The 24,795-nt window shown below is 61.0% G+C and carries 16 protein-coding genes; 11 read left to right on the forward strand and 5 right to left on the reverse strand.

The window, feature by feature from the left end; translation table 11 throughout:
• The first annotated feature begins 111 nt into the window (after window positions 1-111).
• The 9 genes from AC1DWF_RS04940 to AC1DWF_RS04980 all read left to right on the forward strand — a co-directional run bounded on the left by AC1DWF_RS04940 (window position 112) and on the right by AC1DWF_RS04980 (window position 13,004).
• The gene (locus AC1DWF_RS04940) at window positions 112-1,659 is read left to right on the forward strand and encodes an AbgT family transporter (protein ID WP_476841486.1); all 1,548 of its coding nucleotides are present in this window, start codon (window positions 112-114) and stop codon (window positions 1,657-1,659) included.
• A gap of 51 nt (window positions 1,660-1,710) precedes the next feature.
• Complete coding sequence (locus AC1DWF_RS04945) at window positions 1,711-2,913, forward strand: M20/M25/M40 family metallo-hydrolase (protein WP_476788787.1); 1,203 nt, start codon at window positions 1,711-1,713, stop codon at window positions 2,911-2,913.
• Between the two features lie 137 nt (window positions 2,914-3,050).
• Window positions 3,051-4,886, forward strand: coding sequence for an SLC13 family permease (locus tag AC1DWF_RS04950; RefSeq protein ID WP_476784653.1), 1,836 nt, complete (start codon window positions 3,051-3,053; stop codon window positions 4,884-4,886).
• Between the two features lie 100 nt (window positions 4,887-4,986).
• A complete protein-coding gene (locus AC1DWF_RS04955) occupies window positions 4,987-6,057 on the forward strand; it encodes an efflux RND transporter periplasmic adaptor subunit (RefSeq protein WP_476788788.1) in 1,071 nt (356 codons plus the stop codon).
• Entirely contained in the window at window positions 6,054-9,143 is a 3,090-nt protein-coding gene (locus tag AC1DWF_RS04960) for an efflux RND transporter permease subunit (RefSeq protein ID WP_476788789.1), read from the forward strand. The genes AC1DWF_RS04955 and AC1DWF_RS04960 overlap by 4 nt, the downstream gene beginning before the upstream one ends.
• 91 nt (window positions 9,144-9,234) lie before the next feature.
• A complete protein-coding gene (locus AC1DWF_RS04965) occupies window positions 9,235-9,792 on the forward strand; it encodes a hypothetical protein (protein ID WP_476786421.1) in 558 nt (185 codons plus the stop codon).
• Window positions 9,793-9,933: 141 nt separating this feature from the next.
• Window positions 9,934-10,437: a DUF1269 domain-containing protein gene (locus AC1DWF_RS04970; RefSeq protein WP_476788790.1), complete on the forward strand. Its 504-nt coding sequence runs from the start codon at window positions 9,934-9,936 to the stop codon at window positions 10,435-10,437.
• A gap of 551 nt (window positions 10,438-10,988) precedes the next feature.
• Window positions 10,989-12,035 carry a helix-turn-helix domain-containing protein gene (locus AC1DWF_RS04975; RefSeq protein WP_476782888.1) on the forward strand — a complete coding sequence of 349 codons (1,047 nt, stop codon included), beginning with the start codon at window positions 10,989-10,991 and terminating at the stop codon, window positions 12,033-12,035.
• A 333-nt stretch (window positions 12,036-12,368) separates the two neighbouring features.
• Window positions 12,369-13,004, forward strand: a complete 636-nt coding sequence (locus tag AC1DWF_RS04980; RefSeq protein ID WP_476782887.1) for a LysE/ArgO family amino acid transporter — start codon at window positions 12,369-12,371, stop codon at window positions 13,002-13,004.
• 7 nt (window positions 13,005-13,011) lie between these two features.
• Here AC1DWF_RS04980 and AC1DWF_RS04985 read toward each other — a convergent pair whose 3' ends face one another.
• The gene (locus tag AC1DWF_RS04985; protein ID WP_476841487.1) at window positions 13,012-16,230 is read right to left on the reverse strand and encodes a winged helix-turn-helix domain-containing protein; all 3,219 of its coding nucleotides are present in this window, start codon (window positions 16,228-16,230) and stop codon (window positions 13,012-13,014) included.
• 475 nt (window positions 16,231-16,705) lie between these two features.
• Here AC1DWF_RS04985 and AC1DWF_RS04990 point away from each other — a divergent pair, with 475 nt between their 5' ends.
• Both AC1DWF_RS04990 and AC1DWF_RS04995 read left to right on the forward strand, forming a co-directional pair.
• Window positions 16,706-18,133: a sensor histidine kinase gene (locus AC1DWF_RS04990; RefSeq protein ID WP_476841488.1), complete on the forward strand. Its 1,428-nt coding sequence runs from the start codon at window positions 16,706-16,708 to the stop codon at window positions 18,131-18,133.
• Window positions 18,126-18,767: a response regulator gene (locus tag AC1DWF_RS04995; protein ID WP_476782884.1), complete on the forward strand. Its 642-nt coding sequence runs from the start codon at window positions 18,126-18,128 to the stop codon at window positions 18,765-18,767. Before AC1DWF_RS04990 ends, AC1DWF_RS04995 begins: the two co-directional genes overlap by 8 nt.
• A gap of 18 nt (window positions 18,768-18,785) precedes the next feature.
• Here the strand turns inward: AC1DWF_RS04995 and AC1DWF_RS05000 are convergent, their stop codons facing one another.
• The 4 genes from AC1DWF_RS05000 to AC1DWF_RS05015 all read right to left on the reverse strand — a co-directional run bounded on the left by AC1DWF_RS05000 (window position 18,786) and on the right by AC1DWF_RS05015 (window position 24,736).
• Window positions 18,786-18,953, reverse strand: coding sequence for a helix-turn-helix domain-containing protein (locus AC1DWF_RS05000; protein WP_476782883.1), 168 nt, complete (start codon window positions 18,951-18,953; stop codon window positions 18,786-18,788).
• A gap of 77 nt (window positions 18,954-19,030) precedes the next feature.
• Window positions 19,031-20,353 carry an HlyD family type I secretion periplasmic adaptor subunit gene (locus AC1DWF_RS05005; protein WP_476782882.1) on the reverse strand — a complete coding sequence of 441 codons (1,323 nt, stop codon included), beginning with the start codon at window positions 20,351-20,353 and terminating at the stop codon, window positions 19,031-19,033.
• 16 nt (window positions 20,354-20,369) lie between these two features.
• Window positions 20,370-22,982 (reverse strand): calcium-binding protein, encoded by a 2,613-nt coding sequence (locus AC1DWF_RS05010; protein ID WP_476782881.1) that lies wholly within the window; start codon window positions 22,980-22,982, stop codon window positions 20,370-20,372.
• The gene (locus tag AC1DWF_RS05015) at window positions 22,979-24,736 is read right to left on the reverse strand and encodes a type I secretion system permease/ATPase (RefSeq protein WP_476841489.1); all 1,758 of its coding nucleotides are present in this window, start codon (window positions 24,734-24,736) and stop codon (window positions 22,979-22,981) included. Before AC1DWF_RS05015 ends, AC1DWF_RS05010 begins: the two co-directional genes overlap by 4 nt.
• Between the last annotated feature and the right edge of the window lie 59 nt (window positions 24,737-24,795).

The following is a 24,795-nucleotide window of genomic DNA, read 5'->3' on the forward strand; positions in this document are numbered from 1 at the left end:
GAGCGTATGATGCATTGGATAGCGTCCGTGCAGGGCTAGTTCCAAGATCGTCGGTCCACCTAGTCGTTCACGGCGCTTGCGCGCAAAGCTTTGACTCAAGGGGAGCAAGTCATGACCACCGCGAATGCCGCACCAAAGACGAYGATGCAGAGGCTCCTTGATGGCATCGAGCGCGTCGGGAACATGGTTCCCCATCCCGTTGTCATCTTTCTTATCCTGATTGGCATCGTTATTGCGCTGTCGGCCGTGATGGGCCTGTTTGGAACGGCCGTCACCTACGAGCGCATCAATCCAGAGACGCTCGAGATCGAACAGGCGAGCACGGCTATACGCAGTTTGCTGAATGTCGAGGGCATCCGGTTCATGTATGAATCGCTGGTACCCAACTTCATGAGCTTCACGGCCGTGGGCCTGATGATCGCCGCCATGATCGGTGCCGGCGTCGCGGAAGAATCGGGACTGGTTACCGCGCTGATCCGCAAGCTGGTGCTGGTGTCGCCGCGCTGGGCTTTGACCTACATCCTGTCCTTCGTAGGCATCCTCGCCTCCATTGCGGCGGATGCGGGCTACTTGGTGTTGATCCCACTCGCTGGCGTTGCCTATCTGGCTGTCGGACGGCATCCCCTTGCCGGCCTGGCTCTCGGATTCGCCGCCGTGGCGGGCGCGTTTACCGTCAATATGCTGATCAAGCCGCTTGATGCCGTGCTTGTCGAGTTCACCAATGACGCGGCTGCTCTCGTCGACCCCAACAGAACCATTGGCCTTGCCTCGAACGTCTGGTTCTCCATCGCTTCGGTGCTGTTTTTGACCGTGATCATTGCGTTCATCACCGACCGCATGATTGAACCGCGTCTGGGCGCCTACAAGCCGGAACAATCAAACGAAGGCGGCCCAGACGTCGGTGCTCCGCTCTCCGAGCAGGAATCGCGCGGGCTGCGTTTCGCCCTGTTCGGTTTGATCGGCCTGGCGGTGGTTTTCCTGCTTTTGACGCTGCCTTCCGGCGCACCGCTGCGCAATGCGACAACCGGCGAACTCATCGGCAACTCGCCGTTCATGAATGGCCTGATCGCGCTCATCATGCTGATGTTCCTGGTCACCGGCTGGGCGTACGGTATCGGAGCCGGCACCTTGCGAACCCTGACGGAAGTGATTGGGGCGATTGAGAAGTCGATCAGGAACATGGGCGGCACGATCTTCCTGTTCTTCGTCCTCAGCCAGTTCGTGGCCTACTTCACCTACACCAACATCGGCACGGTTATGGCGCTCAGCCTGTCCGGCGTCCTGCAGTCGGCCAATATCGGCCCACTTCCGCTGCTGCTCGGCTTCATCCTTGTCGTTGCCATCATCGACTTGCTGCTGACTGGGGCGATTGCCAAGTGGGCGATCTTCGCGCCTGTCTTCGTGCCGCTGCTGATGAAGCTCGGTGTCGAGCCGGAAGCGGTGCTTGCGGCCTACCGTGTCGGCGAYTCGCCGATGAACGCSATCACCCCGCTCAACGCCTATTTCGCGCTCGTCGTTGGCTTCGCCCAGAAATACGACAAGTCCGCAGGTGTGGGCACATTGGTATCGCTGATGCTGCCCTATGTCGTGTGGATGTTCGTGCTGTGGACCGCGCTGTTTGCGGTTTGGCAGATGCTCGGTCTGCCCTGGGGCCTGTGACCGCTGGCCCAGCCCGAAACCAAGCAAAACTCAAAACGATCGGATGAAACCATGAGCAACACCTCTCAACATCTCGACGTCGCCGCAGCCGAAGAACATCTGATGCGGTTCCTCTCGGTCGAAGGCGTGACTGGTCACGAGGCCAACATTGCGGCTGCCGTCTCCGATGCGCTGCAGAAGGTCGGCGTGCCGGCGTCGGCCATCCGCTTCGACGATGCCAACAAGCGGATTCCGCTGCCTACCGAAACGGGCAATCTCATCGTCGACCTTCCGGGCACACGACCCGGTCCGCGCCTCCTGTTTTCGACACATCTCGATACGGTACCGCTCTGCGCCGGTGCCAAGCCCAGGCGGGAAGGCGACCGGATCGTGTCGGACGGCACCACAGCATTGGGTGGGGACGCCCGCACCGGCGTGGCATTGCTGGTCGTGTTGGCGGAGACGCTGATCAAGCACAAGCTGCCGCACCCGCCGATCACCTTGCTCTTCACTGTCCGCGAGGAAAGCGGCCTGCATGGCGCGCGCGAACTCAACCCTGCCGATCTTAGTGGTGCTGTCATGTGCATCAACGTCGACGGCCAATTGGCATCGGACCTGATAATTGGCGCGGTCGGGCAGGAGAACTGGGAAGTCGAGATCAAGGGCCGCGCGTCTCACGCCGGTGTGGCACCTGAACGAGGCATCTCGGCGACGATGGTCGGTGCCATGGCGCTTGCCGAGGCGCGCAGTGCGGGCTGGTTCGGCAAGGTGGTCAAGCTTGAAGGTCACGGTACGAGCAATGTCGGCATCTTTGGCGGCAAGGATGGCAAACCGGCTGGCGACGCCACAAACGTCGTTACCGACTACGCCTACATCAAGGGCGAGGCGCGCAGTCCCGAGTCCGCTTTCGCGGCCAAGATCGCAGAAGGCTATCGCGACGCCTTCGCCAAAGCCAAGGCAGCTGTGGTCGACCACGAGGGCGACACCGCCGAGGTGAAGTTCAGCCACGTAAAATCTTACCCGCCCTTCAAGCTCGAGGAAGACACACCTGTCGTGAAGCGCGCCACCAAGGCGCTCAAGATGCTGGGCATCGAGCCGAATTATCTGTTTTCGAACGGCGGCTTGGATGCCAATTGGCTCGACAAGCACGGCATCCCCACCATCACCATTGGTGCCGGTCAGGCTGAGATCCACACCATCAAGGAATATGTGAACCTTCCCGAGTTCGAGAAGGGCTGCCGCATCGGCGTGCTCATGGCGACGCTGGAAGACTAGCGCGTTGCAGAGGCCGCATGCGGCCTCTCGACATCCCGCCGTCGACGCACTTTGGCCAATGTAACGGCCAGTGCCCGGCGGCGGTCTGCATCTGAAGGTTCGGCGGCCTTGTCATGGCCCAATGAGGAGCTGAGCGATTGAGTCCCATCGCCTACACTGCCACCATCATAGCCGTTGCCATTGTACTGTTCGTCTGGAACAAGATTCCGGTCGTGTTGGTGGCCATGGGCACCGCTCTGTCGCTGTGGGCGACCGGTGTCCTGACCCTTGGCCAGTCGCTTAGTGGCCTCGGGGACCCCGCCGTCATCTTTATCGCTTCGCTGTTCATCGTAAGTTCCGGGCTTGAGGTCACTGGCGTTACCGCCTGGGCGGGTCAGCTTCTGATCCGAGGCGCTGGCGAGGAAAGCCGCACACGGCTTCTGCTTTTGACCATGCTGCTTGTGTCGCTGCTCACGGCCTTGATCAGCGTCAATGGCGCGGTCGCAGCACTGCTGCCGGTTGTGGTGGTGATCGCGGTCAGGCTCAAGCGCAACTCGTCCCAGTTGCTGATGCCGTTGGTCTTCTCCGCGCATGCCGGATCTATGCTGGCATTAACCGGTACACCAGTGAACGTGCTCGTGTCGGAAGCCGCAGCTGACGCAGGCGTGGGCAATTTCAGCTTCTTTGAGTTTGCCCTTGTTGGCATACCGCTGCTGCTGGGCACGATGGCGATCATCGTACTGTTTGGTCAACGGCTTTTGCCCGAGCGCAATGGCGCCACGATGCCCGCCGATTTCAGTCGTCATGCCAAGACGCTGGTCGAGCAATACGGCCTCGCCAGCGGCGTCTATCAGATGCGGGTCCGCGCAAGCTCGCCCTATGTCGGTGCGGCTTCATCTTCGATCCATCTCGCTGATTATCCAGGCCTGCAACTGGTTGCTATCCAGGACGGCGAAACCGCAAGTCCGACCCGCAGGCCGGTTGTGGCGGAAGGCGATCATTTGCTGCTGCGCGGCGATGCCGAAACGGCCGCGTCGTTTGCCGCCACGATGCATCTCGCGTTTCGCGAGGAAGCCAAGCCCGGGCAGGGCGAAGAGACATTGTTCAACCGTCACTCCGGCCTTGCCGAGGTGGTAATCCCGCCGCGTTCGGGCCTTGTCGGCCACAAGGTCTTTCCGGGCATGGTCACCGACAGCGGCGACCTGATCATCCTGGCGGTGCAGCGTGCGGGTGCCGAGATCGCTGCTGACAGCGCCAGCAAGGATTCCGGCGGCATTGTGCTGCAAGCCGGCGACACTATGCTGCTGCAGGGCACATGGAAGGCGCTCGATCTCCATCTAGACGATCCGGACGTTCTGGTCGTGAGCTCGCCAGAGCTCGTACGCCGCCAGGCAGTGCCGATGGGGCCGGGCGCGCGTCAGGCCATCGTCATCCTGTTTGCCATGGTCATACTGCTCGCTACGGGCATAGTCCCGCCCGCGGTCGCTGGCCTGTTGGCCGCTGGTGCGATCATCATGTCGGGTATCATGACCGTCGAGCAATCCTATCGCGCCATCGGCTGGACTACGGTCATTTTGGTTGGTGCGATGATGCCACTCTCCACAGCGATGGTGGAGACTGGCGCGGCAAAGCTGATGGCCGAACATCTGGTGAATTTCGTTGGCGATGCTGGTCCGATTGCCTTGCTGGCCGGCCTGTTCCTGCTGACTGCGATCATGGGGCAGCTCATCAGCAACACAGCGACCGCGCTGATCGTGATCCCGATCGGCGTGGCGGCGGCGACCGCGATGGGCATCTCGCCTCGTCCGGTCTTGATGAGCACTGCGGTAGCGGCTGCCGCCGCATTCCTGACCCCGATCGCAACTCCTACTAACCTGATGGTGATGGGGCCAGGTGGCTATGCGTTCAGCGATTATTGGAAGCTCGGCCTGCCGCTGCTGATCTGGTTCTTTGTCGTATCGGTTTTCATCGTGCCGCTGATCTGGCGCTTCTGACAAGGACGGACGGACCATGCGCAGCCTGAATTCACACATGCATCTCAAGAAGGGGCCTTCTTCCATGACATTGCGTCGCCCGGCATCAAGACATAGTGCCATGCTCGGCATGGCCGCTGTTACAGTTGCTTCATTTCTCCTGGTCGGATGTCAGAGGGAAGAGGAGACGGTGGTGTTGCCGCCGCGTCCGGTGAAGACGGTAACGGTGTCATTCAGCCCAGAAGACACGTTCGGTTCGCTCATCGGCGAGATTCAGCCTCGGATCGAGACCAGTTTTGGTTTCCGTCAAGGCGGCGAAATCAGGGAACGCGACGTCGAGGTGGGCGATATGGTCGAAGTCGGCACCGTGCTGGCGCGCCTGGATATCGAAGACTCTCAGGATGCCGTGCGCAAGGCGGAGGCCAATCTGTTTGCGGCCCAGTCGAATTTCGACAACGCCGACATGACACGCAGCCGTCAACAGCAGCTTTATCCAGGGACCATCAGCCGGGCTGCGCTCGATGCTGCTATCGCGCAGTCGAATGCAGCGCGCGCAGGAGTAGACGCGGCCCAAGCGGGCGTGCGCGTCGCCCAGAACAATCTCGACAACCGCGTGTTGAAATCGAATGCCGCCGGCGTGGTGACTGCTGTTGGTGGCGATGTTGGCCAAGTTGTCGGTGGCGGACAGATGGTCGTGCGCGTTGCTCAATTGGCCGAAAAGGACGCCGTGTTCCAGGTGCCCGAAGCAGCGATCCAGGATGCCAACCGCGATGTGAAGGTCGAGGCACGCTTGTTGAGTAATCCAAATAGCTTGGCGACGGGTACCGTTCGCGAAATTTCGCCGACCGCCAATCCAGTTACCCGCAACTTCACCGTCCGTGTCGCCCTCGACGCCGTGCCCGGCGATTTTCGGTTTGGCAGTGCGGTACGCGGCATGATCCAGCTGGCGGGCGAGCCCGTCGCCCGCTTGCCGATGACAGCACTGTTCAACCAGGACAATCGGCCTGCGGTGTGGGTCGTCAACCCGGCTGACAGCACCACCAAGCTGGTGCCAATTGATGTGGCACGCTTCGAAACCCAGGACTTCCTCGTTTCGAGCGGATTGAAGGATGGCGACAACGTCGTTGTCGCGGGCGTTCAACAGTTACGTCCGGCGATGCCCGTCCGCCTGCTTGCTGGAGCCGCGCAATGAACGGCGGATTCAATCTTTCTGAATGGGCGATCAAGCGCCAGGGCTTGATTATCTTCCTGATGCTGCTCGGCGCCATCGCCGGTGCCATCTCCTATGTAAATCTTGGCCGTAGCGAAGATCCTGATTTCACGGTCAAGACGATGCTGGTCCATGCTGTCTGGCCGGGCGCCACGATCGAACAGACCACCGACCAAGTTACCGACCGGCTGGAGCGGGCGCTTCAGGCGGTGCCGCGCCTCGATACCTTGCGCAGCCTGACCAGTGCTGGGCAATCGGTCATCTATGTCAGCCTTGAGGATTCGACCCCGCCCGACGAGGTTGCCGACCTGTGGTATCAGGTGCGCAAGACGATCGGCGACATGCAGACGACCCTGCCTCAGGGGGTCCGCGGTCCCTTCTTCAACGACGAATTTGGCGATACATTCGGCATCATCTACGCTTTCACCTCTGCTGATTTCAGTGACCGCGAGGTTCGAGACTGGGCATACGAGGCCCGCAACCGCCTGTTGCGTCTCGACAACATAGGCAAGGTCGAGTTCCTGGGCACCCAGGACGAGACCATCTACATCGAGTTTTCGACCCAGCGGCTGGCAAGTCTCGGCCTTAGCGCCGCCACCGTAATCAGTACCATCCAGGCGCAGAATGCGGTCCTGCCTGCTGGTACCATGACCACCGAAGCAGATCGCACGATCCTCGAAGTGTCGGGCGATCTGCGCAACGAAAATGACATCCGCAATCTGAACATTCCTACAGCATCAGGCTTCGTGCGGCTTGGCGACATCGCCAGCGTGGTTCGCGGCACCGTCGATCCGCCGCAGCCGATGTTCCGCGTCAAGGGCAAGCCCGCGATAGGCATTGCTGTTTCGATGGAATCCGGTGGCGACATCCTCGAGCTCGGACGCAACATCGATACGGTGATGAGCCGGTTCGAACATGATCTGCCTATCGGCATCAACATGGTTCATGTCGCGAGCCAGCCGGAGGTCGTCACCAACGCCATCCGCGGTTTCACTGTTTCGCTGACCCAGGCCGTGATCATTGTGCTTGGCGTCAGCTTCATAGCGCTTGGATTCCGTGCTGGCCTGGCCGTTGCGGTGTCGATCCCGCTGGTGCTGTGCATGACCTTCCTTTTGATGGAAATCACCGGCATCGCGCTTCAACGGGTGTCACTGGGGGCGTTGATCATAGCGCTGACACTGATGATCGACGATGCCATGGTGGCGGTCGAAATGATGATGGCCAAGCTCGAGGAGGGCTATGACCGGGTAAAGGCAGCGTCCTTTGCCTATACCTCGACAGCCTTTCCCATGCTGGCGGGCACGCTCGTCACGATTGCCGGCTTCATCCCCGTCGGCTTCGCCCGCAGCGTGTCGGGCGAATATGCGCGATCGCTCTTCCTGGTGATTACGTTCGCGCTGATCCTTTCATGGCTCGTCGCCGTATTGCTGACACCAATCGTGGGCCTTGCGGTGCTTAAGTCGGGCTCAAACACAGGCGAAAAAACCGAAAGCGCACTCGTTCGAGGCTTCAAGAAGCTTCTTTATGCCTGCGTTCGGCTTCGTTTCGCCGTGGTTTTGGGCACGGCTGCGTTATTCGTCGTGGCCTTGATGGCCTCCCCTTTGATGAAGAGGCAGTTCTTCCCGCCGTCCGATCGTCCCGAACTGATGCTTCAGCTTGTTTTGCCGCAGAGCGCTTCCACGCAGGCGACAGCGGCCGAGGTTGAGCGTGTCGAGAAGGTTCTCGAGCTCGACGAGGATGTCGTCGACTGGAGCTTCTATGTCGGATCAGACGCCATTCGCTTTTATTTGCCGATGGACATCCAGGCCCCGGCGCCGTTCCGCGCTCAGGCCGTGGTCATCGCCAAGAGCGTCAAGGCACGCGACGCCTTGCAGGCGAGGTTGCAGAAGGAACTTGACGAGAAGTTCCCCAACATCGTCGCCCGTGTCTCTCCGCTGGAGATGGGACCGCCAGTGGGCTGGCCGGTCCAACATCGTATCAGCGGTCCAGACGTGGCCGGCGTACGCGACCTTGCATGGAAGGTTGCCGACGTCGTTGGCGACGTGAACGGGGTCATTGCACCCAATCTCGACTGGAATGAACCGATTAGGAAGGTCGTGATCGATGTCGATCAGGACCGGGCACGGCTGGTTGGGTTGAATTCGGCGGCAATCGCCCAGACGCTGTTTGCCACCGCATCGGGCCTTCCGATCACGCAGGTGCGCGATTCTATCTATCTGGTGAACGTCGTCGCTCGCGCCGCAGCCGAGGAGCGCACCAATATCGAGACGCTGCGTTCCCTGCAGATCCCGATCGGACCGAACCAGACTGTGCCGTTGTCCAGTATCGCCATGATTGAGTACCAGACGACGCAGCCGATCATCTGGCGGCGCGACCGAGAGACCACGATCACCGTCCAGGCCGACGTCAAGGAGGGCGTTATGGCGGAGAGCGTGGTGAGTGCGGCCGAGCCCAAGATCGACCAGCTTCGCAAGGACAACCCGAACTTCAACATCGAGGTTGGTGGCTCTGTCGAAGGTGCCGAAACCGGTATGGCTTCGGTGCTTGAGATGATCCCGCTGATGGCGATCATCATGGTTGTCATCCTGATGTTCCAGCTACAGAGCGTTCAGCGCCTGCTTTTGGTCATCAGTGTGGTACCGCTGGGACTGATCGGCGTGGTGTTGATCATGCTGGTGACGAATACGCCGGTAGGTTTCATCGCTGTTCTCGGCATGATCGCGCTGATTGGCATGATCACACGAAACTCGGTGGTGCTGATCGACCAGATCGACAAGCGTATTGAAGCTCAGGGAAAGTCCTGGAAGAGTGTTATCGATGTCACAGCCGAGCGTGTTCGGCCGGTATTCCTCACTGCCGGATCGACTATCCTTGGCATGCTGCCGATCATACGCGATCCGTTCTGGGCGCCGCTTGCCTTCACGGTCATCGGCGGCCTGGTGGTTGCCGCCGCCCTGACACTGATCTTCCTGCCGGCGCTGTACATCATGTGGTTCCGTATTCCGGCGGAGCGGGACCCGGCTGAGGCCAAGGCCCATTCGGCCGAGCCTGCGGTCGTGGCGGGCTGAGCAAGGCTGATAGGCTGAACCCACCCGGTCCTCCGGGTGGGTTGCCGGATGCCAGGCTTCGACACGGAAACCAAAATGACGGGACGACGATTTGGCCAACTCCATCGAGATCCGTCTTGAGGACGTTTCGCAACTTTTCGAAACGATGGACCCGTTCCCTTCCCGGGATCGCGAACTGGCAAGGGAGGCGGACGCCTATATCTTCGACTGGGCGCACGAATTGCCTCGCAATCAGCCGCTCGAAATCACCATTCACCTGCCGGCGAGTGCGGCGCAAAGTGCAGCCGTTCGTAGCCTGGATAAGTCGCTCGCCAATTTCTTCACCTATCGGGCGAGGATCGTCGGTCGCGAACTGAGTGACCTGTTCAGAATGGGGCGGCGTACACTCATGGTTGGACTGGCCGTCTTGGCAGCATGCCTGGCGATCGGCCAGACACTTGCCGCCTTGGTGCCAGACAGCGGCGTAGCGCATTTCTTCGAAGAGGGCCTGATTATCGTTGGATGGGTTGCTCTATGGCGACCGCTCGAGATTTTTCTGTATGACTGGTGGCCGATCGCCCAAAACAGGAAACGCTACCGGCGCTTGGCCGGGGCGTCAGTGCGTGTCCAGTTCTATAATGGCGCTGAAACGTCCGGCGCCGGATGTTGACGTTTGCCGCTACCGCCCAAAATGAAACGCAATGCATAGCCGCAGGATTTACGGCTAATCCCTTCCATGTGTTCGGCGCGATATGATTTAGCGCTCGCAACGCTTGGCGTTCGTTCACTCGTTTGAAAATTGGAGTTCGTCATGTCTGATCTGATCGTCATCGTCTATCCCACGGAAGCCAAGGCTGAAGAGGTGCGGGAACGCCTGCTTGAGCTGCAGAAACAATACCTTATCAAGATCAGCGACGCTGTCATTGCAACCAAGAACGAGGCCGGCAAGGTCAAGCTGAACCAGCTCCTCAACACGACCGCGGCTGGTGCGGCGTCGGGCAGCTTCTGGGGCTTGCTGATTGGAGTACTTTTCCTCAATCCGCTGCTTGGCGTTGCGGTGGGTGCCGCCTCAGGCGCGCTCGGTGGCGCCTTGAGCGATTTCGGCATCAACGATGCCTTCATGAAAGAGCTTTCGGCCAGTCTCCAGCCCGGCAACGGCGCGCTTTTTGTGCTGGTGCAGGAAATGACTGCCGACAAGGTGTTGAAGGAGATCGCCGGTTTTGGCGGCGTGGTGCTCAAGACCTCGCTCGACGAAAGCAAGGAGCAGATCCTGCGCGACGCATTGCAGAAGGCATCGGCCACGCCGGCAAGCTGAGTTTTTGAGTAGTTGAAGGTGGGGCGAATCCGCTCGGCCCACCTTCTCTGGCCAACATTCCGATCTTGACGCTTGAGTGCACCAGGGATCGAAACCGGCTGCACGGCCGCCAATGGTGCGGGCTTTATGCGCTACCGCTGAGGCCGCGCAGAGGGCAAAGGCGGGTGCGCCAAGACTACCTTCGTCCTCTTTCTCCTGCCGATGCTCTTGCGCCAAGAATTTGCGCAACGAGCCAAAATTGAGCTGCCGCCCCCTACAATGTTAGAATTTGYATTTGGTAGATTGCCATAAACCATCCTGAAAATCGTCTCTTCAAACCCTATGGTCGTCTGCTAGACTTGCTCGGCAAGCTCAGGCTGGGCGGGTGCTGCGAAGGGGATGTGGCAAGCGGGATCGACTATCGGCAAACACAGCTTTGATGCGGGTACTGTGCTGTCGCGTCGCTTTCTGAGGAGGAAAGGATGATGATTGAAGAGTGTGCGTTGGACACACACGAACGCTTTTCAAGCACGCCATCAAGTAGTGCGATTACCTCTGCTCCTGAATTGAAAATGGCCAAGCCGGCCAGCGTGCCGCTGCACGGGCTCGAATTTTCCACCTCAGACCTGCCTCTCAAGGACCAGTTTGCAAGCTGGCGCGACAATTTTGCGCCGATGCTGACGTTTGCCACCTCAGACAAGCCAGAGGCCGGCTTTGACGGCGAACAGACAATCTGGGACCTGGGAAGCTTGGCATTCTCCAGAATACGTACTGAAGCACTTCAGTTCGCCAGCCTACCTGGGCATGTCCGCCGCGATTCGCTCGATCACTGGATGATGACCCTTCTGCTTGATGGCCGCTCCAACACGGTTGGGCCGACAAGAGTGCTCGATTGCAACGCAGGCCTTGTGCAGATCCATCCGCTTGGCCGGCCTTTCGAAGGCGCCGTCAGCGACAGCGAGATGTTGATGCTGATCGTGCCGCGCGACTTCTGCCGCGATGCGGTTGGCACACTGGATGCCGCTGAATTCTCCGCACTCGACTCTGGAATGGGGCGGCTGTTCGCCGATTTCATGGTCGGATTGTCGACCAGCCTGCCGACGCTCAGTACGGAAGACCTGTCAGGGCTAGTCCCTGCCATGCGCGCGATGATCATTGCCTGCGTCGCGCCCACCGCCGACCATCTTGACGCTGCGCAAGACCCAATCGGAACGGTTCTCCTCGAACGGGCTCGCCGGTTCGTCTCGGCCAATCTGTACGATCCCGAGCTTGGCGCCGAAACGCTGAGGCGTGCGCTAGGCATTTCGCGCACTCGACTCTACCGCTTGTTCGAGCCCACCGGCGGTGTAATGAGCTACATCCAGCACCGGCGCCTGCTTGATGCCCATGCGGCGCTTGCCAATCAGAGCGACGGCCGCAGGATTCTCGAAATCGCCGAAGAGCGTGGCTTCAGCGACGGCGCCGACTTCAGCCGCGCCTTCAAACGCAAGTTCGGCTATAGCCCAAGCGACGTCAGGGCGCGCGGGCTGGGCGAGGGTGGGGTCAAGCCGCATCGCGAGATCGAGGCCGACGCGCCTTCCAAGCGCTGGGGCGCACTCCTGCGCAGGCTTCAAGGCTGACGTCACGCACGGCCTGGCTCGGCTGGCGAAGATCTACTCGCGAAACATATCCGACGACGTTGTGCCGCTCCGTATGCGATCCGTATGCGCCAGTGCTCCACATTGCCCGGCATCGTGAGGCAAGCAATCCGACCGCGTTCGAAGGTCGTGGCACCTGCACCCTCGCGGCCAATCGGTGTGGAGGCACAAGATGCAAACGCGTGTGGGATCAGGGTGGGGAGGCGACGCCTCATTCGCTCAAAAGGGGAGGGTTCTTGTTCTCATCGGCCAGCGGCATGGATTTCCCGGTAAAAAGCCGGGGCCGGCCGCCCGGTCCTTTCAGGAGGCCGGCCGATGAACGTCGACGCGCTCTTGTCGCCGGCAGCAGCGTCCGGCTTCGGCCTGGGGCTCATCTTTTCGCTTGGTCCCCAGAACCTCATGCTCATCCAGGCTGGTATGACGCGCAACCATCCCTTTGCGGTCGCCTCTACCGGCTACGCCTCGGAAATCGCGTTGGTGATCATGGGAATTGGTGGCCTTGGCACGCTGCTCCTGCATTATCCGACAGTTTCCGCAATCTTGCAGGCGGGCTGCGCCGGGTTTCTCACATGGTGGGGCGTGCGCGTCCTGCGCAAGGTCAGCCAGGCATCCAATACCGAGGCCTATACTGCAGACTGCAAATCCCGTTTTCGCGCGATCGGTTCGATGCTTGTTGTAACGTGGCTGAATCCACTGGTCTGGCTCGAGGCCATGTTTCTCGTCGGCGTCTTTTCGTCCAGCTATGGCAGCGAGGAACAGACCGGGTTTGCCATTGGCTTTCTCTCGGCTTCCGCCATCAAATTCTATGGCTGGAGCCTGGCGGGGTTTAGCCTGTCAAGCTGCTTTGACCGCCCGATCTACCGCAGGCGGATGGATGCGGTCGCGGGCCTGGTTCTGATCTCGGCAGCCATTCTGCTGGCTGGAAACATCTTGAACGGCCTAGAGCCATGATCACATCTCAGCGCAGATAAGGAGCGACCAGGGCGCGAATTTCCCCGGCCGCCGCCGCGTCTCCGGCGGAACGCAGAGCCCGCTCGTAGCGCGCATAATCGTCGATCGCGCCTTCGACGTCATCGCGCAAAAGTCGCTCCCTGACGAGTGCTTTGCAGATGGGGCTGGCGTCCGGATAAAGGTCCAAAGCTCGGAGATAGACCGACCGCGCCGTAGCGGGGTCCATCTGGTGGCCGATCCGCAAGGCAAGATCGACCAGCTCGCGACGCACTCTATCAGCGGCGGCGAGAGACCAGGAGCGGGTCCGTTCGTGAAGAAACAAGGGGCCGGGGAATGCCTGGAAGAGCGCCTCGGCGTCCGGGGGCAATCCGTCTGTCTTTCTGCTTGCTGTCGCGATAGCCTTGAGCCGAGCTTCCCAGTCGGCGAGGTCGACCCAAACCTTGTTTGACGCAAGGCGAAGCTTGCCTTCGCGCTGGACGATGAGATCGGTCCCTCCCAACAGCTTGCGCAGCCGGTGAAGCGCCTGTTCGCACGCCGCCCGCGCCTGATCGCCGTCAAGGTCAGGCCAAAGCCAGTCCTGAAGACTTTCGAGCGAGCACGTGTGGTCTTGCGAGATCGCCAAGGCGCGGAGGATGTCGAGGGCTTTGGTCGGATGTTTGCTGCTGAGAATGAGAGGTTCGCCATCCAGCTCAAGCCGGAACCCTCCCAGGACCCGGACCTTGAGCGACCATGGCCAGGACGCCCGTGGCTGGCGCGGCGCTTCCAGCAGGCGTTCGCGGATCAAAGAGCGGCAGAGTTCGGGCTCGATGCCATGCTCAAGCGCGTCGGCGAGGACTTCGCTGAGCAGCTCTGGAAGATTGAGCAATATCATTGGCCAATGCGTGCCGCGAAGCTCTTCCAGCAAGGCCTTCAACCGATCGCGATAGTTCGGATCTTTGTCCCATGAATTCTCCAGCGCGGCGGCAGTTAGGATGCAGATCTCGGTCCGCTTGCGGGCACCGCCATCGAGCCGGGGCAGCAGGTCGCTGAGAAGTCCTGCGGCTTYCTGCGGTTTTCTGTCTGCCAGCAGCACCTGGAACTTGGTGATGTAGTGCGGCCAGCGCTCGACCATCGGCTCGTTGGCGGCCTCGATGGCAGCCATGAAGCGGTCGCACTCGCTGTAGGCCGCCGTGAAATCGCCTTGCCTGGCCGAAAGCGCGGCGCGACAGTCGGCGACAACAGCGACTTGCGTAGTGAACCGGCTGTCGGCGATCTCCGTCAGGCGCTCGACGATCTTGTGGAACTCGGAAAAATCATTGCGGAACTTCATCTGCATCTGAAGGTGATAGAGCCCGCCGAACTCCACGCCCCTGAGCGCCTCGCGCTCGCCGATCGCGATCGCTGCCCGCAACGCGGCTTCCGCTGATGGATAGGGAAAGTCCCTTCTTTTGTAGGGAAAGTAGCGGCCGCTTTTTGCTCCAAAGGCGACCAGCCACATGCCGAGGATCCAAGGCAGCACATCCTTGTCGCTCAGGTCGCCAACCACGCTGTCGACGGCTTTTGCGAAAAGGTCGGCGCGCATCGTCGAGACTGAATGTTCGATGAGCGATTCACTAGCCAGCAACCGCAAGCCGCTTGGGTCCTGCTCGGGATTTTTGATCAGCCGCTCCAGCAGTTCGGCTTCCAGCGCCTGTCCAGCCGCGTTACTTTGATAGTAGTCGTCAGCGAAGTTCAAAGCGCGCAACATGCCGATGCGCACCAGCAGTGCTTCTTCGGCCGGTAGTTCCGGAAGCCCTCGCTCGTTGAGCTCCAGCGCTCGCCGGGTCCAAGTGGAAAGACCTTCATAGGTTCGCCAGCTGTCCGTCTTGACCAGCACCGCTCGCGACACCGTCAGACACAGGCCGGGCAGATCGTCGGCTTCCTCGAAGGCATGCCATGCCTTGGAGAGCCAGCGCTCAGCCGCTGCGTCATCCGGCATATGGGCTACGCCCAGCCAGTAGAAATGCCAGCCGTTCATAAACGCCACAGGCAAAAGGCCGACCCATTCGATGAAGGTCGCCCGGCGACCTTGCGCCAGCACTGCCTTTGCGCGCCCCACGATGAGGTCGCTCGCCTCAGCCCAATCCTTGGCTAGCAAAGCAAGTGGTATGGCGTCGTCGTGGCGATTTGTGTTCACCAGAATCTTCGCCGCCTTTCGCCTGAGCGAGCGTTGCTCGTCCTCGGGCACGCTCCGCGCGAAGTGCCGGTCGAGAAAGTCCCGCAACAGGTGATGCATGGAAAAGACGTCGCCGCTGCTTTGCGTGCGCGTGACGAGCAACTGTCGCCGGTAGAGCCTGTCGAGCAGCTTTTCGGCGTCGGTCGACCCGATCATTTCGTTTGCTAGCGCCCCGCTGATTTCGGGCAGCAGGTTGAGCTTCATCAGCATGTCTTGATCGGTGGCAGGAAGCGAAGCGAAGAAATGGCGCCCGATAACGTCCGACAGCGTGTTGTGCGCACCGGCTGCCATCTCGTTTGTGTCAACAAGTCTCAAGGGCGAATTCTGATCCGCAAGGAGAACCAATCCGATCGCCCAGCCTTGTGCCGATGCGATGTCGACTGAAATGGCTGTGTTCTTCGAACGCAGCTGAACGAGATCGCGTGCTTCCGGCGTCGAGAATTCGAGCACCGACCGGTCGACCACGGCCATCTGGCTCTTGAGAACGAGGTCGCCAAGCTCCTGTTGTGGCAGCGTGCGCGATCCGCAGACACATCGGACCGTATCAGGAAGCTCCTGGAACATCACCGAAAGCATCGCCCGAAACTCGGGAGTATCGGCGTCATGCAAATCGTCTAGGACCAGGACGGTGCCGGGCTTCAGCCGGGCGAAAAAGGTCCTGAAAAAGCGTCTGGAAAACTCCCGTGGCTGTTCGGCGTACTCCACGCCGAACACAGGCATTTCTCCGGCAGCTGTCGGCGATTGGGTCAGATATTGGAAGAAGCGCGCGATATCCCGGTCACCTTCATCAACGCGGTACCATAGATGCTGAGCATCGATGCTGGCGAGATAGTCGACGATCGCGGTCGTCTTGCCATAGCCCGCCGGCGCGGCCACCCAGCACACGCCGGAGCGCGTCGCCCGATCGATCGCTTCGAGGACCCGGCCTCGTCTCAGCACCTCGGCACTGCGCGGCGCCGCAAGCTTGGCGATCCTGCCTGCACCCGAGGATTTGTGTCTCGCCGCAAAATCGACAATGTTTCGGGGGGGCATATGCACTCCCGTTCAACCAATCCTCGAGCACTGGTCGTGTCGAGGCAACCGTCCCGCCGCCTAGCTTGGCCTCAGCGTAGCGCAATCATCAGACAATTCGTAGTGATTACATAGTGAGTTTCTAATATGTGTCGCTAGTGCGTGGCTCATCACTTGGAATGGTCAATATTTTCGTTGCTGACAAACAGCGTGTTCGATGGTGCGACTGAGCAGCTGTGCGCGCCAGCTATCAATCGGTGAGGGGTTGATGCCGCGCGAAGGATAAGCCTAGCGGCGACCAGGTCGTACGAAGCGCGATTTGGGTCGTCGCGATGCAGTTGCTTCTTACACGACCGCCTCGACCTCGGTTGGCTCACCCTTGGACTTGTTCGAGATGGCGAACTGGGCTTTGGTCCAGTAACCTATACGACCAAATAGAGTAGTGCATTTTGTCTGCAGCGGTTATTTCTGTCTCTGCTTAAAGGAAATGAGGGCGTTGCTGGCAGAAATCCACTCCAGAGTCGGCACGAAATACCTCAAGGCGCCCCGCAGCCTCTCTGGCCAGTTTGCGTTGACCGGCGGTCTGGTCATGCTGTTTGCAATGACTCTGGCAGGTTTCCTGTCGTCCAGCATAGTCACCAAGGCCACTGTCGAGAACACCGCATCATCCACCGCGCTGTTCATGGACAGTTTTCTTTCCCCGCATTTGCAGGGGTTGGCCGACAGCGATGTGYTTGCCCCCGAAACCATAGCAGCCCTAGATCGCCTGCTGGGCGCTGATACCGGCAAGGAAAATGCCTTCCAGGATCGTTTTCCGCACCTTGAGATCTGGAATGCAGAAGGTCGCGTCATCTATTCGCGCTCGCCTGAACTCATTGGGCGAACCTTTGCCCCGCCGGCTGGCCTCGCCGCCGCGCTGTCCGGCCAAGTCGCCGCCCAGTTCGCGGATCTCGCCGCTGCGGAGCATGCCGAGCGTCAGTTCGATAGAAAGTATCTGGAGATCTACATTCCGGTCCGCGAGCATCTTTCGGGGCGCATCGTCGCCGTGGCGGAAATCCACGAGAAGCCCGACCTGCTAGAACAGCGGCTCTTTCCGGTCAGGCTGATGAGTTGGCTGACCACCGGTGCGCTGACCTTGCTGGTGATGCTCAGCCTCTTCGGGATCGTCTATCGCGGCAGCCGTCTGATCGACCGGCAGCAGGTGTCGCTTCGCCAGCGCATCGATGAGGTCAAGCAAATCTCGAACCAGAACCGCAAGCTACGCGAGAAGGCGGAGCAGGCATCGAGCCGGTTGGCGGAACTCAACGCCAGCTATCTGCGTCATGTTGGGGCGGAACTGCATGACGGACCGGCCCAACTCATCGGCCTTGCCTCGTTGAAGGTCGAGCATGTCCGCAAGGCAAGGAACCGCATCGAGCGGGCGAATGAACTGAAGGTGATGGACACCGTGCTCGCTGATGCGCTGCGTGACATACGTACCATATCGAAAGGCCTGATGCTGCCCGAGATCGAGGATCTGCAGCTCGGCGATGTGGTCAAGCGCGCCGTGACCACACATGAAGCAAGGACCAGCACCAAGGTCGAGGTGTCCTTTGGAAAGCAATCGCCTGAGGTGTCGCACGCGGTGAAGATCTGTGTCTATCGCTTCGTCCAGGAGGGCCTGAGCAATGCGGTCCGCCATGCTGGCAGCGAGGGCAATGTGGTCTCGTGCGGTTTCGAAAACTCCGTCCTTTCGGTCTCCGTGCTCGATCGCGGCGGAGCTCTTGACGGCGGGCTCGCGAAGATCGTCGCGGGCCTTGGTCTTACGGGACTGCGCGAGCGGGTCGAAAGCCTTGGCGGCACGTTCCAGCTCGCCAGGACGGCTGACAACGGAACCTGCATAGAAATGAAACTTGCGATCGGGGCGGAAGCGCAAGATGGCTAACAAGATCTCCATTGTGGTCGTCGACGACCATTCGCTGTTTCGAGCCGGCGTCATTCAGACGCTGATGATGGATCGCGGGCTCGACGTGGTCGGCGAGGGCGGGTCGGGAGCCGCGGCCATCGAGCTTGCCCAAAGCAAGAAGCCCGATATCATGCTACTCGACATCTCGATGCCGGGCAATGGCATCGAGGCGGCGCGTGAGATCGCGCTGCTCGATCATCCTGTCCGGGTCATCATGCTTACAGTCTCCGAAATCGATGAGAACATCATGAGCGCGTTGGAGGCCGGCGCCGTCGGCTATGTGCTCAAGGGCATCGAGGCGGCGCATCTGATCGAGGCGGTCAAGAGCGTGGCCGCCGGCAACTCCTTCATCTCGCCCAACCTCACCTTGCGGCTGCTGGCGAACGTCAAGCGACAATCGGTCCCGAGCCTGATGTCCTCGCTGTCGGAGCGGGAAAAGACCATCCTCCAGCTGGTTTCCAAAGGCATGAGTAATCGCGAGGTGGGCGAGCAGTTGGACATCCTGGAGAAGACGGTCAAATTCCACATGACTAGGATCATGGCCAAGATCAAGGCGCGCAACCGTGTCGAGGCAACGCTGATCGCGAGGCGCGAATGGGGAAGCGAAGAATGAGTGCCGCGGACGCGGGCCTTAACGCGTGGCAATGGCCTCGAATGCATCAACAGGCATGCCAAGATCCATCAACGCCACAGCCGGGAGGTGCGGTGCTGCAACCACGACAGCGTCTTCCGCCGTCACTCCATTGGCTACCACGTTAAAACCAGCATCCTTTTCGAAAGCTTCGGCCAATTCGGTCAATCAACGCGACACTGATTGGCTTCACGTTGCAGTCTTTCCTACCTGTGTCCGTTCCGTCGGCACCGCTTCATGAGACGTCACTCTTCGCGGAAGGCGCGGGCCATCTGATCGGTGAAGGGTTTGATCAGGTAGTTGATGGCGGTGACCTCTTCGGTCTCGACAAAAACCTCCACAGGCATGCCGGGAAGCAGGGACTGGCGCCCTATGCGCGTCAGGTCTCCGACGATCTCGACATCGCCGATGTAGAACGTATCGCCGCTTCTCGGATCGTGCTGAGCGGCGGCGGAGATATGGTCGACGCGGCCCTCGACCTCCGGCGTCGTCCTCTGATTGAAGGCCGAGAAGCGCAGCTTGGCTTTCTGGCCAAGGCCGATCTGATCCACATCCACGGTGCGCAGCCGCACTTCTATCTTGAGGTGAGCGTTGTGCGGCACCAGGGTGACCAGCGTTTCGGCCGGGCTCACGACACCGCCGACGGTATGCACCTTGAGCTCGTTGACGATGCCGCTGATCGGCGCGCGGATCTCGGTGCGCATCAGCCGGTCGTCCGTCGCGGTGTATCGCTCCTTGAGTTCCGATGTGGTGGCATCGACGCCGCGCAGTTCGCGCTGGGCTTCCGCTCTCGCGGTTTCCTCGATGCCGATGATCTGCAGCTGGATTTCGCTGCCCTTCGCGGCGGCGCGCGCCCGGCTCGCCTCGATCTCGCCACGCTGGCCCATCATGCGCGCCAGGTCGCGGCTGATCGTGTAGAGACGTGAACCCTCGACCAGTCCCCTGCCGGAAAGCCCCTCGATCTTTCCGTGCTCGGTTTCAACCAGCGCAATTTCCTCGTTGAGAGCCGAGAGCTGCGAGGCCAGTCCGGCGACCTCCTGGTTGAGCTGTTCGGCCTGCAGTTTCAATTGATCCTGCATCCGCATCCGGTTCTGCAGGTCGCGGTTGAACAGCTGCAGTTCTCCCATTGCGATGAGGGCCGTCTCAGGCGAGCCCTGAGTGAACCCGTTTGGAAAAATTATCCTGTCTCGGCCGTCGCGTTGCGATGTCAGGCGGGCACGGCGGCCGCCAAGCTCGTCGAGCTGCGAGCGGATGATCGCCAGCTCGGCGCGCGCCTGGACGTCGTCGAGGCGGATCAGCACGTCGCCCTGTTTCACTGCGTCGCCTTCGCGGACCGCAATGGCGGTCACGATGCCGCCGTCGCGATGCTGCACGACCTTGACATGCTCGTCGACTCTGAGGACGCCGGGCGCTATCACCGCACCCGAAAGCCTGCTGGTGGCGGCCCACGCGCCGCAGCCGCCCACCAGAAGAGCGCCGAAAACGGCGCCGAAGACGACACGCGACCGAAATCCGAAACCGCCGTCAGTCTTCTTTTCGGCGCCCGCGGGTTGGTTTTGCCTTGCCATGAGATTCCTCCAGCCGCTAGGCAACGGTGTTGTAGACATACGGTGTGTGGTGTCCGTAGATGTCGATCGACATTTCAAACTCGTTGTTCATGTCGAAGTCGACGTCGATGATGGTGTGGTCCATGCCGTCGAAGCGCTCGTATCTGATGCGGATGGGGACGTCATTGCCGCCGTTGGCTTGCCCTTCGTAAACGCGTGAGAAGAGATCTTCCGCCGCATTGCGCGCAGTCCCGGAAATCTCGAACTGCTCCACCATCACGCGATCGCCCACCATGAAGTCGATGATCTGGTGAACCAGTTCGCCGGCGCCGATGCCGCTAGAGGCCGCCATCGCGAAGGTGAACGTGTCGTCGCCTCCGGAGCCGGCAAAAACGGTGGACTGCCCGCCGGCCTGGAAATTGTCATTTCCCGAGCCGCCGATGATCTTCTCGAAACCGGTGATGATGTCGGTGCCGATTTCCCCGGAGGAAACCGTACCGTTGACCAGATCGACGGACACGCCCGAGCTTGCCCGCGACATGTCCAGCGCGTCGCTGCCGTCACCCCCGTCATAGACGTCGCCGTCGGCGTCGAGGGTTACGATGATGAGGTCATTACCACTGCCGGCGGATACCGTGTCGGAACCTGCTCCGGCATCGACGATATCGTCGCCGTCGCCTGCAAGCACGACGTCGGTGCCTGCTCCGGCGTCGATGACATCGTCGCCTTCCTCGCCTTCGAGGTAATCAGATCCATCGCCGCCGGCGATGATGTCTGCACCTTCGCCGGCAAAAATTGAATCGTCGCCGTCGCCACCATCCAGCGTGTCGTTGCCGGCATCGCCGTAAAGCGTATCGTCATGCTCGTCGCCGGCGAGGGTGTCGTCACCTTCGCCCCCCGAAAGCATGTCGCTGCCGCCGCCGCCATGCAGGGAGTCGCTGCCTTGGTTGCCCTGAATGATGTCGCGCCCTTCGCCACCCTCGGCATAGTCGGCGCCAGCACTGGCCAAGATGACGTCTTCGCCGTCGCCGCCAAACATCGAGTCGTCGCCGTCGCCTCCGTCCAGCGCGTCATTTCCGGCATCGCCGTAGAGCGTATCGTCATCCGCATCGCCATCGATGCTGTCATCTCCATCGCCTCCGGCCAACAGGTCGTCGCCGGTACCGCCAGACAGGGTGTCGTTGCCCCCGCCGCCTTGCATGATGTCACGCCCCTCGCCGCCTTCGGCGAAGTCGGCGCCGGTGCTCGCCATGATAATGTCGTCACCATCGCCGCCAAAGACCCTGTCGTCGCCTTCGCCGCCGTCGAGGGTATCGTTTCCGCCATCCCCGCGGAGGATGTCGTTTCCAATGTTTCCCGCGATACGGTCGTCTCCATCGCCTCCGGACAGCGTGTCGTCGCCTTCGTCGCCATCTATGCTGTCGTCGCCGTCCTCGCCATGCACTTCGTCGTCGCCCGCGCCGGCGCTCACAACGTCGTCGCCGCTGCCGGCGAACACGATGTCGTTGCCGGCTCCCGCCCGGATCGTGTCGTTGCCGTCGCCACCTCGGATGACATCGTCTCCGCCGAAGGATTCGATGGTGTCATTTCCGGCCAGTCCGTCGAAGACGTCAGCGGCCGCTGACCCGACGAGCCAGTCGTCGCCAAGTGTGGCTGAGCCGGACGGTGTGGGCGCCTCCTTGTCCACGACGTTGAAACTCGCCGAATGGGCAATGGTTTCCAGCCCGTCCGATACCGAATAGGTCACCTTGACCTCGCCGAGATGATCGGGATCGGGGGTGTAAATCCAGAATGCCTCATGTGCGGCGACGTGGCCGCTAGATACATGGACATCGGTCACCGTCAGCTCGTCGCCGTCGGCGTCCTCAGTGTTCATCAGGAGTTCGCTCAGCCCGATCAGGACGACTTGGGCTAACATCACGTCGTTGAGCCTGTTCTGGCCAGCCACGGTCGGGGCGCGGTTGCCACGGCGGGGTTCTTCGGGGTCATCGTCGGGATCGGGATCGGAATGGGGCTCGGGGTCGTCGCTCGGGTTCGAAACAGGTGTCTCAGCATCGCCGTCGCCGCCGATGCCCTTGTTCAGGGCCTCAAGCAGCTGCTCCAGCAAGTCGTCGTCGCCGCCGTCTTCCGGCTGGGCGGCCGCTCCGCCGCCCGTCCGGTTGGAGGAGGGCATAACCCGAGCGCTGGTCAATTCGAAAGAGGATGTCGCGCCGGCCTCGATAAGCGGCAACGTGTCGAGGTTGAACGGGTTGGATGTGACATTCATCAGTTTCATCGACAAAGGGAAGTCGACGACGTTTCCGCGTGTCGGAGCTTGGCCGAAGAAATCCAGAGGTTCCAGTCGTTCCGCCCTTTCGCGGTTCTCTTCGATCGATGACATGGCGTCGGGACGCACGGCGGTCGCGCGGCCGAAGTCAACCGGCGCACCCCCACTCTCGCTGCTGGACGGGCCAGGTCCGGGTTCAGGCTCGGAGTGAGTCTCTGCCCGCGCTGGCAAGGCGCTTTTGAAGTAGACCGCGATACCGGTCAGCAGCAAAGCGATGTAAATTGGCAACTTTGACAGCTTCTCGGCGGATTCGAAGGCAAAACGGCGTGCCGAACGGGAATCGGTGGTTTCCTTTTGCTGACGGAGCCCGGTGACTTCGATCATGACATTGCTCCTTCTCTGGCATTATTCGCTGCCGTCGGCTGCACGGAGGGTCGTCCGCCGACCGGTTGCGGTGCCAGGATTTCCGATTTCGGGCCGAAGGCGACCATCTTGCCGTTTTGCACCACAGCGACGAGATCGACAGCGGCAAGCGCGCTTGGACGATGGGCGATAATGATCGCGATGCCGCCACGGGCGCGAATGCCGCGGATCGCTTCCGTCAGGGCGGTTTCGCCCTCGCCATCGAGATTTGAGTTGGGTTCGTCCATGACCACCAGGAAGGGGTCGTTGTAGAGCGCCCGAGCCAGTCCGATCCGCTGGCGCTGCCCGGCGGAAAGCACCATTCCGGAAGGGCCGATATGCGTGTGATAACCCTCTGGAAGGTGGACGATCATGTCGTGCACCCCGGCGGCCCGCGCGGCGGAGATGACGCCCATCGGGTCCGGCTCGTCGGCATAGCGGGAAATGTTTTCCTCGATGGTCGCGTCAAGCAGGCTGACGTCTTGCGGCAGGTAGCCGATGAACTTGCCGACGGCGGCGTCTTCCCACTGTCCCATTTCGGCGCCGTCCAGGCGAACGCTGCCGCGCAGCACCGGCCAGACACCGGTCAACGCCCTCACGAAGGTTGTCTTGCCGCTGGCGCTCGGCCCGATCACGCCAAGCGCCTGGCCGGCCTTCAGTTCGAAAGCGACATCACTGAGCAGGATTCGTCCGGAAGAAGGGGCGACGACCGTAATCTTGTCGACGGTGAGGATCGACTTCGGCGTGGGAAGAATCATCGGCTTCGGCGTTTCGTTGAGGGCCGTCACCGTATCGACCAGCCGCCGGAAGGAATGCCGTGCACTGACGACGCCCTTCCAGTTGGTGATGGCGAGATCGATCGGGGCCAGGGCCCGCGACGAAGCGATGGACGAGGCGATGATCGCGCCGGCGGAAAGTTCGCCGATGATCGTCAGATACGCGCCAAGGCCGAGGATGGCCGACTGCAGGAGCATCCGCAGCACCCGCGATATCGCGCCGAACGTGCCGTTGATGTCGCTGCTTCGCGTCTGAAGGGCCAGATGCTCGCCATTGGCTTTCTCGAACCGCAGGACCGCCTTGTCGGCAAACCCCATGGCCTTGAGGATCTCCGAGTTGCGGGCGTTGGAATCGGCGATCGCGCCGCGGCTGACGCCGGATTGCTGCGCATGGCTCGACAGCCGCCGCAACATCAGCTCGGCGGCCACTGTCATCAGCGCCAGCACAAAGGCGCCGCCGAAAGTCAGGGCGCCAAGCATCGGATGCAAGAAGTAGGCGAAGGCCAGATAGATCGGAACCCAGGGAAGGTCGAAAAGCGCCATCGGCCCCTGCGATCCGAGGAAGGTGCGCACGACGTCGACGTCGCGTCCCCGCTCGAGCGACTCGGCGTTGGAAAAACCGTATCGCGGCATGTCGACCGCGACCTGGTGGGCGAGGGGAGCAAGCCGCTTGTCTAGCCGCGCGCCGACCCTGACCAGCACCTGCGRACGGATAACGTCGAACACGCCCTGGAACAGATAGAGGCCGATCGCGAGGACCGAGAGAGCCACCAGTGTGGGGATGCTGCCGCTGGTCAGCGCGCGATCGTAGATCTGGAGCATGTAGAAGGCGCCAGTCAGCGCCAGGATGTTGATAAGGCCAGAGGTGAGGAAGAGGAAAAGGCCGATGCCACGGAATTCCCTGGTGATGGTTTCGACACTGCGCCGGCGCGCGATCGATGCTGGCTGTTCCTTCGGCATGTGTCGTCCCCCCGAAATGGCTGATGCAAAAAGACGTCGAGAGGTCGGCCACGTTTGCG

It is taken from the genome of Aminobacter sp. P4_D5 (genome assembly GCF_056401815.1).

What these genes read in the sequence shown, in the direction of transcription:
- AC1DWF_RS04945 (WP_476788787.1), top strand. Translation starts at nt 1,711, where the DNA reads ATGAGCAACACCTCTCAACATCTCGACGTCGCCGCAGCCGAAGAACAT.
- AC1DWF_RS04955 (WP_476788788.1), top strand. Translation starts at nt 4,987, where the DNA reads ATGCTCGGCATGGCCGCTGTTACAGTTGCTTCATTTCTCCTGGTCGGA.
- AC1DWF_RS04960 (WP_476788789.1), top strand. Translation starts at nt 6,054, where the DNA reads ATGAACGGCGGATTCAATCTTTCTGAATGGGCGATCAAGCGCCAGGGC.
- AC1DWF_RS04970 (WP_476788790.1), top strand. Translation starts at nt 9,934, where the DNA reads ATGTCTGATCTGATCGTCATCGTCTATCCCACGGAAGCCAAGGCTGAA.
- AC1DWF_RS04975 (WP_476782888.1), top strand. Translation starts at nt 10,989, where the DNA reads ATGGCCAAGCCGGCCAGCGTGCCGCTGCACGGGCTCGAATTTTCCACC.
- AC1DWF_RS04980 (WP_476782887.1), top strand. Translation starts at nt 12,369, where the DNA reads ATGAACGTCGACGCGCTCTTGTCGCCGGCAGCAGCGTCCGGCTTCGGC.
- AC1DWF_RS04995 (WP_476782884.1), top strand. Translation starts at nt 18,126, where the DNA reads ATGGCTAACAAGATCTCCATTGTGGTCGTCGACGACCATTCGCTGTTT.
- AC1DWF_RS05005 (WP_476782882.1), bottom strand. Translation starts at nt 20,353, where the DNA reads ATGGCAAGGCAAAACCAACCCGCGGGCGCCGAAAAGAAGACTGACGGC.
- AC1DWF_RS05010 (WP_476782881.1), bottom strand. Translation starts at nt 22,982, where the DNA reads ATGATCGAAGTCACCGGGCTCCGTCAGCAAAAGGAAACCACCGATTCC.